This window comes from Streptomyces sp. NPDC001156 (assembly GCF_053598275.1).
Window position 1 is genome coordinate 107,541 of record NZ_JBSFJX010000012.1, and the last position, 10,751, is coordinate 118,291.

Below are 10,751 nucleotides of genomic sequence, written 5' to 3' on the forward strand. Positions count from 1 at the left end.
CATCGGCGGACGCTCACACCTTTCCATGGTGGGACGAGTTGACCCGTCCGGAGGAACGCTCGACCTCTTCATGGTAAAGGATCGGCAAAGTCGTTACTCTCCCAGGAGTTTCACCCAGCGACGCCAGTGCTCCTCCGGCACGTACCCGGCCGCCCGCCACGCATGGTGGGCGGTCTCATTGCGCTGGAGCACCATCGCGTCCCCACGGCGTCCGCCGAGCCGTACGAACCGTTCCTCCGCCGCGGCGAGCAGCGCCGAGCCGATGCCCTGCCGCCGCCGGTCCGGGTGCACCGCGAGCCGGTACAGATGGCAGCGCCAGCCGTCGAAGCCCGCGATCACGGTGCCCACCAGGGCGCCGCTCTCCTCGACGAGGATCAGCGCCTCGGGATCGCGGGCGAGCAGTCGCTCCACACCGTCGCGGTCGTCGCTGATGCTTGTGCCCTCGGCGGCCGTCTTCCAGAAGGCGAGCACGCCGTCCAGGTCCTCGGGCCGGGCGGCCCGTATCCGGAGATCGGTCATGTGGTGATCACAGCACGCGTCGCCGCCGGGTACCGGGAATTCCGGCATACGGACGGCTACTCGGCGCGCAGTGCCTCGATCACGGGCGCGAACGCCTCCATGTGCGGCTCCAGAACGGTCAGGTAGGAGAACCCGTACCGCCTGCGCCGGTCCCGGATCTGCTCGACGATCTGGTCCAGCGTGCCGAGCAGGACGACGGGCAGCCCCAGTGCTTGTTCAAGGCTCAGGTCCGGGGCGCGGTCCACGAGCGGACGCACCGCGGCCGCGCGGTCCTCGGTGATGGCGACCAGCTGGATGAGCAGGTTCAGCTCGGCCGGCTGCGCACGGCCCTCGGCCAGCTTCCGGTACAGGGCCACGCGCCCGTCGAGTTCCTCGGCCGTGAGCAGTGCCAGCCGCCCCGTCGTGCTCCCCGGCACCGAGCGCGCCCCGGTGAACGCCGCGATGTCGGCGTGCTCGGCGGTCAGCTTCAGCATCCGGTCGCCGCCCGCTCCGATCAGCAGCGGCACCCGGGGCCGCTGCACCGGCCGGGGACGGTGCTCCTCACTGCCGAGCAGCCGGCCCAGTTCCTCCACCGTGCGGCGCAGATGGTCCACGCGCTCGCCCGGAGAGCCGTACGGCAGGCCCGCCCGGTCGTGTTCGGCCTGTACGTATCCGGTGCCGAGACCGAGTTCGAGACGGCCGCCGGTCAGTGCGTCCGTGGTCGCCACCTCGCGGGCCAGCAGCGCCGGATTCCAGAATCCGGCGTTGAGCACGAACGTGCCGACCCGTGGACGCTCCGTCGCCTCGGCCGCCGCGACGAGCGCCGGGAACGGGGCCGGAAGGCCGAGGTGGTCGGGGACGAGGATGACGTCGTAGCCGAGTTCCTCGGCGCGCCGGCACCTGTCCCGTCACTCGCCGGCCGCCGCGGGTTCGATCAGGTTGACGCCGAAGCGGAACGGACGCGGACGTGGCACGAACTCTCCTCGGCCGAGCGCGACTTGATGTGTGCCGAGTACATCATTCGTGCGCGATCGCCGCCAGCACATTCATGCGCGACGCTCGCAATGCCGGCAGCAGAGCCGCCACCACACCCACGACCGCCGAACCAACCACCACGACGACGATCGTGCTCCAGGGGATCGCCAGCGCCTTCATGCCCTGCAGCGCGAGCACCTGCTGGGTGCACACGCCCCACACCAGCCCCAGTGCGAGCCCGAGCACGGCCCCGAACACGGCGATCACCACCGACTCCAGCCGGATCATGCGCCGCAACTGGCGCCGGCCGAGTCCGATGGCCCGCAGCAGACCGATCTCACGGGTGCGCTCGACGACCGACAGGGCCAGGGTGTTGACCACGCCGAGGACGGCGATGACGATCGCCAGCCCGAGCAGCGCGTACACGAGGTAGAGCAGCACCGCGATCTGGTCGTGCACCAGCTTCTTGTAGTCGGCCTGGTCGCGGACCTGGACCTGCGGGTACGGGGCGAGGGTCTTCTCCAGCCGGGACCGAAGCTGGTCCTTCGGCGTGCCGGGCGCGGCGTTCACGTACAGGCCGGAGTCCTGCCCCTCGGGCACGTACTTCTGGAGCGTCGCCATGCCGAAGTACAGCCCGCCCTGAGTGCCGAAGCCACCGGAACCGCCCTGGTCGGTCAGGGCTCCCACCTTCAGTTCGGTGCGGTGCCCGGCCGGGAACTCGACGGGGAGTGTGCTGCCCAGGCGGACGCCGTGGCTCTTCGCGAACTTGGCGTCCATCGCGAGGGCACCCTCGGCGAGCGCGGTGGCCGTGTCGCCCTGCGTGTAGGCGATGTGGGCGACGTCATCGAGCCGGGGGTCGTAGCCCGCGGCGGTGGTCTCGACACGCTGGCCGTCCGGCAGCCGTACCGCGACGGGTGTGAACCGCTGGCGGACCACGAGCCCCACACCGTCCGTGGCGCGCAACCGGTCGGTGATCTCCTGCGGGAAGGGCTGGAAGTTGGCGTTCTGCACCACGAAGTCGGCGCCCAGCGTCTTGTCGATCTGCTGGTCGAACGACTTGGACATGGACGCGCTCGCCACCGACATCCCGCCGACCAGCGCGAGCCCCACCATCAGCGCGGAGGCGGTGGCACCGGTGCGGCGCGGATTGCGCAGGGCGTTGCGCTGGCTCATCCGCCCGACGGAACCGAACACGGCGGGGAAGGCCCCGCCCAGGACGCGGATCACCGGCCGCACGAGCAGCGGCCCCGCGATGACGGTCGCGACCAGCGTGAGGACCACGCCGAGCCCGAGCAGCGAGGCGGCCGGCGCGGTCTTCGTGGCCCGGGCGCATCCCGCGAGGGCGGCCACGCCGAGCGCGCCGACGATCGCGCCGGCCACCGCCCGGACCCTCAACGGCCGCCCGACACCAGCGACCTCCGCGTCCGCCAGGGCCGCCATGGGCGAGACGGCGGCTGCGCGCCGAGCCGGGAGGTAGGCGGCCACGAAGGTCACCCCGACCCCGACCGCGTAGGCGGCGACGGGAGTCGGCCAGTTGATCACCATCTCGGTGGACTTCAGGTTCATGCCGAACGCGCTCATCAGCCGGATGAGCCCGGCCGCCAGGCCGATGCCCGCGGCGAGCCCGAGTGTCGAGCCGGCCAGCCCGAGCAGCAGCGCCTCCGTCAGCACGGACCGGCGCACCTGCCGCCGGTCCGCCCCCAGGGCGCGCAGCAGCCCCAGTTCGCGGGTGCGCTGGGCGATGAGCATCGAGAACGTGTTGACGATCAGGAACACGCCCACGAGCACGGCGATGCCGGCGAATCCGAGCATCACGTACTTGATCACGTCGAGGAAGGCGCCGAGCTGGTCGGTGTTCGACTTGGCTTGTTCGCTCGCCGTCTTGAGGTCGTAGGCGGAGGAGTGGAGCGCCGCCGCGACCCGCTGCTTGAGCTGTGCGTCACCGACCCCGGGTGCCGCGTCGACCGCGATGCTCGTGGCCGCCGAGGGGTTGCCGAGCAGTTTGGCCTGGGCGGTCGGCGTGTCGAGGAACACCAGCGCGGCGCCCGGGTTGGTGGTCGTGAAGGTGGCGATGCCAACGATGCGCACCTTGAACGAGCCGGGCCGGGCGAGGACGGTCAGCGTGTCGCCGATCTTCACGTTCTTGTGCTCGGCGGTGTCCGCGTCGAGGAGCGCCTCACCTGGGCCCTGCGGCGGGTGCCCGGACGTCAGTTTGACCGGACTTCTCTCGGTGACGTACCAGTTCTTGGCGATGGTGGGCGCGCCGGTGGTCGGGCCCACGGGCTCGTTCTTGCTGTCGACGACCGTGATGTTCTGGACGGCGGCGTCCACATGGGTGGCCGCGACGCCGTCGACCTTGGCCACCTGGGTGGCCAGTGCGGCGGGGACGGTCGGCGTCACACCGGACGGCACCTGCGACGTCAGGTCCTCCTTGGGGCCGACGGTCACATCGGCGGCCGTGGAGGCGAACAACCGGTCGAAGGTCCGCGTGACGGTGTCCGAGAAGATCAGGCTTCCCGCGACGAACGCAACGGACAGGAGGACGGCCAGCGCGGAGAGCGCGAGCCGTCCCTTGTGCGCGAGGAAGCTGCGCAGAGTCGCCTTCAGCACGGTGCCCCAGTCCCCGGTCGTCAGTGCTCGCGGTCGGAGGTGTCGTCGTAGGTCGCCCGGATCGTGTCGAAACGCTTCATGCGCTCCAGCACCGCGTCCGCGGTCGGCCGTTCCATCCTGTCCACGATCCGCCCGTCCGCCAGGAACAGCACCAGGTCGGAATGGGCGGCCGCGCCCGGATCATGCGTGACCATGACGACGGTCTGCCCCAGCTGGTCCACCGCGTCCCGCAGAAAGCCCAGCACCTCGAGGCCCGCCCGGGAGTCCAGGTTGCCCGTGGGCTCGTCCGCGAAGATCAGTTCCGGGCGGGATGCGAGCGCCCGGGCGCAGGCGACGCGCTGCTGCTGGCCGCCGGACAGCTGGGCCGGCCGGTGTTTCAGTCGGTCCCGCAGCCCGAGAGTGTCGATCACCTGGTCCAGCCACTTCTGGTCGGGCTTCTGGCCCGCGATGTCCATCGGGAGTGTGATGTTCTCGATCGCGTTCAAGGTCGGGATGAGATTGAACGACTGGAACATGAATCCGATACGGTCCCGGCGCAGCCGGGTCAGTTCGCGGTCCTTCAGACCCGTGATCTCCGTGTCGCCGAGCCATACCTGTCCGGCCGACACGGTGTCGAGTCCCGCGAGGCAGTGCATCAGCGTGGACTTCCCGGAACCCGAGGGGCCCATGACCGCGGTGAAGCGGCCGCGTGCGATGTCCACATCGACCGCGTCGAGGGCGAGCACCGCCGTCTCACCCGAGCCGTACGCCTTGGTCAGGCCCCGGGCGCGGGCGGCGATCCCGTCCGCCTCCGCGCGGCCCCGGGCGTGCTCGGCAGCAGTAGTGGACAAGTCCGCCTCCTCGCTCGTGAACGTCCCGATGTTCCCGTCTTCCCCGATCCGGCCGAGGGTAGTGTGGCGCACCCCACAGCCGGTATCCCTCCGAAGTCCCGACTCTCTGATGCCCGTGTAAGGGGCACTTTCCATCCCGGGGGTGGACCTGGACTGCGCTCTTGCCGTTACTAGCACCTGGGCGCTAGCTTTGAAGGTATGGCGAAGACCCAGCTGAACGTGAGGGTGGACGAGGACACCGCCCGCGCCGCTCGCGAGCGTGCCCTGGAGCGTGGCATGAGCGTCAACCGCTACATAGAAGAACTGGTCCGGCAGGACACCGGGGAAGTCGGTCACACCTTCGTCGAGGCCACCGCCGACTTCATGAAGCAGTACGAGTCCGTCTTCGCCGAGGAGTTCGGCGCCGCCCGCGAGGGCTCGGGCGAGCACCGGAGCGAAGGTCGTCGCTGATCCGTTGGACAACCTCAGAATCGACCTCGCCTGGCTGCTGATGGTCGCAGAACAGAAGACACCCGGGGACCCCCAGGTCACGGACTGGGGCGCGCTGGTCGCCGCGGTCAGCCGGCACGAGGCGGAGATATTCGGCGTCCCCGTCTACGACACCCCGCACGCCCGCGCCGCCGCCCTGCTCCAACTGCTGTTGCACGTCCCGGCGCTGGAGCGCTCCAACGCGCTGTTCGCATCCGCGGTCGCCTACGGATATCTGGTCGCCAGCGGCGTCAAGGTCGCCACCTCGCCGGAACAGGTGCGGGATCTTGCCCGGCTGGTCAAGAGCGGCGAGGCGTCGGTGCACGACATCACCGAGGAACTGCGCCAGTGGAGCCTGTGACTACCCCTCGGAAGCGGGCCGCCTGGCGGTGCCCAGCACACAGTGCGAAGAGGGCACGATGGGGCCTTGGGCGGGTACCGACACGCGCCGGTAGGGCCCCAGTTCGAAGCCCGCGGATCTGATCGCGGCGACCGGGTCCCGGTCGAGGCGGCAGCCGCCGAACAGCCGCGGCCACACGGTGCGGTCCAGCGCCCGCCTGGCGATGTCCGTCACGCGCCCGCCGCCCCGGCCGTGCTCGAGGAAGCGCAGCTCACCACCCGGCCGCAGCACGCGCCTGATCTCCGCCAGAGCGCGCGGGACATCGCGCACGCTGCACAACACCAGCGACACGACCGCCGCGTCGAAGGCCTCGCTCTTCACCGGCAGCGCCTCCGCCGCACCCGGCACCACATCCACCGGTACGTCGGCGCGCAGGGCGGCGGTCACCGCGAGCTGCCGCAGCGCTCGCTCCGGCTCGATGGCCACCACCTCGGCCACCGCGCGCGGATAGTGCGCGAAGTTCAGGCCGTTGCCCGCGCCGATCTCGATCACCCGCCCCGAAAGACCGGCGAGGAGTGCGGTGCGGTGCGGACCCATGCCCCGATCGGCGGTCACGCTGAACCGGGCGTAGAACCGGGAGTAGAGGGGGTGGTGGACGACGTCCTTGGGGGCACGAACCGGCATGCCGGGCCTCCCTGGGGGCAACGCGGGCGTTACCGGAATTGTCCCCAGGACCCGACCCGCTGACGCACGTCCGGGCCGTACGGCGAACGCCTCCCCGTGCACACCTGCCCGTCGCCGTGGCGTGAGCGCCTGCCCGTCCCCGCGGCTACGGCGCGAACGCTGTGGTGAACGTCTCCGCGTCCCACGTCCCGCCCAGCCGGGGCGCGAGCCAGTCTGGTGCCGCGCCACGGAAGGCGGCGGGGGCGTACGAACCGGCGCCCGCGGGCAGCGCGCCGAGCAGTGGCGCCCCGGCCACCACCGGAAGGTCGGCGAGGTTGCACCGGGAGGCCAGGTCCGCGTCGTCGGGCCAGCTGCCGATGACCACACCGGCCAAGTCCAGCCGCCGGTGCCGCAGTTCGCGCGCGGTCAGCTCGGTCGCGTTCAGCGTGCCGAGGCCCGCCGGCGCGACCACCAGGACCGGTGCCGCCAGCAGCGCTGCCGCGTCCGCCAGGGTGCCGCCCTCGTCGTCGAACCGTACGAGCAGCCCGCCCGCCCCCTCGACGAGCACCAGATCGTGTTCGGTGGCCAGTTTGGCAGCCGCCTCCGCCACCTCGTGCGGCCGCACGGGCGGCATGCCGGCCCGCCGGGCCGCCGTCGCCGGCGCCAACGGCTCCGGATACCGGGCCAGTTCACGCGTCGTCGCGGCGCCCGCGAGACGGGCCACCTCCGCGGCGTCACCACGCTCCCCGGCCCCTACGCCCGTCTGCGCGGGCTTGAGGACGGCCACGGACCGCCCGGCGGCGAGGGCCGCCGCCGCGACGGCGGCGGTCGTGACCGTCTTGCCGATATCAGTCCCGGTCCCTGTGACGACCACTACCGACATGTCAGCCCTCCTGCGCCGCCGCGCACATCGCGCGCGCGATCCGTGCCACGTCCGCGTCAGCCGTCACATAGGGCGGCATGGCGTAGACGAGGTCGCGGAAGGGCCGCAGCCACACACCCTCGCGCACCGCGGCCCGCGTCGCCGCCGCCATGTCCACCTCGCGGTCGAGCTGGAGGACACCGATGGCGCCGAGGATCCGCACATCGCGCACCCCCGGCACGGACGCCGCCTCGGCGAGGCCCTCCCGCAGGCCCGTCTCGATCCGCTTGACCTCCGACTGCCAGTCCTGACCGAGCAGCAGTTCTATGGAGGCGCAGGCCACGGCGGCCGCCAGCGGGTTGCCCATGAAGGTGGGGCCGTGCGCGAGTACCGGGACCTCGCCGCGGGAGATGCCCTCGGCCACCCGCGGGGTGCACAGCGTCGCCGCCATGGTCATATACCCGCCGGTCAGCGCCTTGCCCACGCACATCACATCCGGCGTGACCGCCGCGTGGTCGGCGGCGAACAGTGCTCCTGTGCGCCCGAACCCGGTGGCGATCTCGTCGAACACGAGCAGCACGTCGTGCGCGTCGCACGCCTCGCGCAGCACCCGAAGATAGGCGGGGGAGTGGAAGCGCATCCCTCCGGCGCCCTGCGCCACCGGTTCGACGATCACCGCGGCCAGTTCGTCGGCGTGCTCTTCGATCGTCGCGCGCAACCGGTCGGCGTACGACTCCTCGTAGTCGGCGGGCGGTGCCCCGGTGAACAGCTGCCGTGGCAGGACGCCCCGCCACAGCTCGTGCATGCCGCCCTCGGGGTCGCACACGGACATCGGATGCCAGGTGTCGCCGTGGTAGCCGCCGCGCCAGGTCAGCAGCCGCTGCTTGGCGGGGCGGCCGAGCGAACGCCAGTACTGCAGGCACATCTTGACCGCGACCTCGACCGAGACAGAGCCGGAGTCCGCGAGGAACACATGCTCGAGGCCATTTGGCGACATATCGACAAGCAGCTTCGCCAGACGGACGGCGGGCTCATGGGTGAGCCCGCCGAACATCACATGACTCATCCGCGTCAGCTGCCCGTGTGCGGCCTCGTTGAGCACCGGGTGGTTGTAACCGTGGATCGCCGACCACCAGGACGACATGCCGTCGATCAGCTCTCCGGAGCCGTCGGCGAGGCGCAGGCGCACGCCGCTCGCCGACTCCACGACGAGCGGTTCCTGCCGCCCGGGCATCGGGCCGTACGGATGCCAGACGTGCTGCCGGTCCAGCGCCAGCAGTTCGCCCACGGACAGGTCAGGCATTGGGCGCGAGATCCGTTCCGGCACCCCGGCGGCGTACGGCCACCAGGTCCGTACGGGCTTCCCCTGCCTGTGGCGCGGCAGCGGATCCGCAAACACCGGCCGACTCCTGGGATCCGCATCCGGTGCCCTCGTGGGCTCCGCAGCCGCTCGCCGCGCGGTGCTCGGGGAGGGTCACCTGGCCGGCCCCCTCCACCTCGAACCCGGCGTCCTCGATCATCTCCAGATCCGCCTTGCCCGCCTGGCCCTCGCTGGTCAGGTAGTCGCCCAGGAAGATGGAGTTGGCCAGGTGCAGGGCCAGCGGCTGCAGCGTCCGCAGATGGACCTCGCGGCCGCCCGCGATGCGCACCTCCACGTCCGGGCACACGAACCGCACCATCGCGAGGATCCGCAGACACCGCTGCGGGGTGAGGTTCCACTCCTTCGCGAGCGGGGTGCCCTCGAACGGGATCAGGAAGTTGACGGGGACCGAGTCGGGGTCCAGCTCCCGCAGCGAGAAGACGACGTCGACCAGGTCCTCGTCGCTCTCGCCCATGCCTGCGATCAGCCCGGAGCAGGCCGACAGGCCGGCGGCGTGCGCCTTGTGCACGGTGTCGACCCGGTCGGCGTACGTGTGGGTGGTGGTGATGTCCCCGTACGTCGCCTCGGACGTGTTGAGGTTGTGGTTGTAGGCGTCGGCACCCGCCGTGCGCAGCCGTTCGGCCTGACCGTCGGAGAGCAGACCGAGGCAGGCGCACACCTCCACGCCCTCGTTCTGGTCCTTGATGGTCCTGATGGTGTCGGAGACCCGGTCCACGTCCCGGTCGGTGGGGCCGCGGCCGCTCGCCACCAGGCAGACTCGCTTCGCCCCGCCCGCGACGCCCGCCGCCGCGGCCTTCGAGGCCTCGTCGGGCTTGAGCCAGGTGTACTTCAGGATGTCGGCCTTCGAGCCGAGCCGCTGGGAGCAGTAGGAGCAGTCCTCGGGGCACAGCCCGGACTTCAGGTTGACGAGGTAGTTGAGTTTCACTCGCCGGCCGAACCAGTGGCGGCGCACCTTGCCGGCCGCGGCCACCACGTCGAGCACGTCGTCGTCGGAAGTGGCGAGGACGGCCAGCGCTTCCTCGCGGGTCGGCAGCTCGCGCCGAAGCCCCTTGTCCACCAGCGTGTTCAGCAGGTCCATGAGAGCCGATCCTGTCCTACCGAAGCGTTCCCGGCCAAGGAGAGATTGCACAACAGACACCGCTCGACGTGTGGGTATTGCCACACCCTGGGCGGCTGGTCGTCCGGCTAGTGTCTGTGCACTGCCTACAAAAGCACCGGAGGACCCATGGCGTTCGGGTGGATCGACGAGCAGGCGCGGTCGCGCCGCCGGGCCGGACTCGTCCGCAGTCTGCGCCCCCGCGCCGCCGATTCCCCGCTCCTCGACCTCGCGAGCAACGACTACCTGGGCCTGGCCCGCCACCCCGAGGTCACCGAGGGCGCCGCGCAGGCCGCCAGGAGGTGGGGCGGCGGCTCGACCGGCTCCCGGCTCGTCACCGGCACCACCGAACTGCACGGGGAACTGGAGCGCGAACTCGCGCACTTCTGCGGCTTCGAGGCGGCCCTCGTCTTCTCCTCCGGGTACGCGGCCAACCTCGCGGCGGTCACCGCGCTGGCGCCGCACGGCTCGCTGATCGTCTCCGACGCGGGCAACCACGCATCGCTCATCGACGGCTGCCGCCTGGCCCGGGGCACCACCCAGGTGGTCGAGCACGCCGACCCCGAGGCAGTGCGCAAGGCGCTCGCCACCCACACCGGACCGGCCGTAGCGGTGTCCGACACGGTGTTCTCGGTGGACGGCGACGCCGCACCGCTGGCCGAACTGGCGTCCGTCTGCCGGGAGTTCGAAGCCGGATTGATCGTCGACGACGCCCATGGACTCGGGGTCCTCGGTGCCGGGGGCCGGGGCGCTCCGTACGTGGCGGGGCTCGCGGGCGCGCCGGACCTGGTGGTGACGGTGACCCTGTCGAAGTCGCTGGGCAGCCAGGGCGGCGCCGTCCTCGGTCCGGCCCATGTGATCGACCATCTGGTCAACGCGGCCCGGACGTTCATCTTCGACACCGGGCTCGCCCCGGCCGCCGCGGGGGCGGCGCTCGCGGCGCTGCGCCCGCGGCGGCCCGACCCCCCAGCTGACGCGCGGGGCCCCCCCGTGTCGGGAGGCCAGCAAGGCCCCCAAAAAGCCCACGG

Annotated in this window: 10 protein-coding genes and 1 pseudogene; 3 read left to right on the top strand and 8 right to left on the bottom strand. The window is 71.4% G+C overall.

Translation table 11 applies throughout. From position 1 onward, the window contains the following. Positions 1–93: 93 nt before the first annotated feature. The 4 genes and pseudogenes from ACWDA7_RS09470 to ACWDA7_RS09485 all read right to left on the bottom strand — a co-directional run bounded on the left by ACWDA7_RS09470 (position 94) and on the right by ACWDA7_RS09485 (position 4,913). Positions 94–519: a GNAT family N-acetyltransferase gene (locus ACWDA7_RS09470; RefSeq protein ID WP_450603562.1), complete on the bottom strand. Its 426-nt coding sequence runs from the start codon at positions 517–519 to the stop codon at positions 94–96. A 56-nt stretch (positions 520–575) separates the two neighbouring features. Next, positions 576–1,472: pseudogene (locus ACWDA7_RS09475) on the bottom strand (LLM class F420-dependent oxidoreductase). A gap of 43 nt (positions 1,473–1,515) precedes the next feature. After that, positions 1,516–4,083 carry an ABC transporter permease gene (locus ACWDA7_RS09480; RefSeq protein WP_450603563.1) on the bottom strand — a complete coding sequence of 856 codons (2,568 nt, stop codon included), beginning with the start codon at positions 4,081–4,083 and terminating at the stop codon, positions 1,516–1,518. Between the two features lie 20 nt (positions 4,084–4,103). Further along, a complete protein-coding gene (locus ACWDA7_RS09485; protein WP_359391256.1) occupies positions 4,104–4,913 on the bottom strand; it encodes an ABC transporter ATP-binding protein in 810 nt (269 codons plus the stop codon). 198 nt (positions 4,914–5,111) lie between these two features. Between ACWDA7_RS09485 and ACWDA7_RS09490 the strand changes: the two genes are divergently transcribed. After that, positions 5,112–5,363, top strand: a complete 252-nt coding sequence (locus ACWDA7_RS09490; protein ID WP_432925266.1) for an antitoxin — start codon at positions 5,112–5,114, stop codon at positions 5,361–5,363. A 4-nt stretch (positions 5,364–5,367) separates the two neighbouring features. Beyond that, positions 5,368–5,742: a fic family toxin-antitoxin system, toxin component gene (locus tag ACWDA7_RS09495; protein WP_359391260.1), complete on the top strand. Its 375-nt coding sequence runs from the start codon at positions 5,368–5,370 to the stop codon at positions 5,740–5,742. On the opposite strand, the gene ACWDA7_RS09500 is transcribed toward ACWDA7_RS09495, so the two are convergent. The 4 genes from ACWDA7_RS09500 to bioB form a co-directional block, all read right to left on the bottom strand. Beyond that, the gene (locus tag ACWDA7_RS09500) at positions 5,743–6,405 is read right to left on the bottom strand and encodes a class I SAM-dependent methyltransferase (protein ID WP_450603564.1); all 663 of its coding nucleotides are present in this window, start codon (positions 6,403–6,405) and stop codon (positions 5,743–5,745) included. It abuts the gene before it with no gap. Positions 6,406–6,550: 145 nt separating this feature from the next. After that, complete coding sequence (gene bioD, locus ACWDA7_RS09505; protein ID WP_450603565.1) at positions 6,551–7,267, bottom strand: dethiobiotin synthase; 717 nt, start codon at positions 7,265–7,267, stop codon at positions 6,551–6,553. Position 7,268: 1 nt separating this feature from the next. Next, positions 7,269–8,549 (bottom strand): adenosylmethionine--8-amino-7-oxononanoate transaminase, encoded by a 1,281-nt coding sequence (locus ACWDA7_RS09510; protein WP_450603566.1) that lies wholly within the window; start codon positions 8,547–8,549, stop codon positions 7,269–7,271. Continuing rightward, positions 8,542–9,705, bottom strand: a complete 1,164-nt coding sequence (gene bioB / locus ACWDA7_RS09515; protein ID WP_450603567.1) for a biotin synthase BioB — start codon at positions 9,703–9,705, stop codon at positions 8,542–8,544. Before bioB ends, ACWDA7_RS09510 begins: the two co-directional genes overlap by 8 nt. Positions 9,706–9,852: 147 nt before the next feature. Here bioB and ACWDA7_RS09520 point away from each other — a divergent pair. After that, a partial coding sequence (locus ACWDA7_RS09520) for an 8-amino-7-oxononanoate synthase (RefSeq protein ID WP_450603568.1) occupies positions 9,853–10,751 on the top strand: 899 nt, incomplete at its 3' end.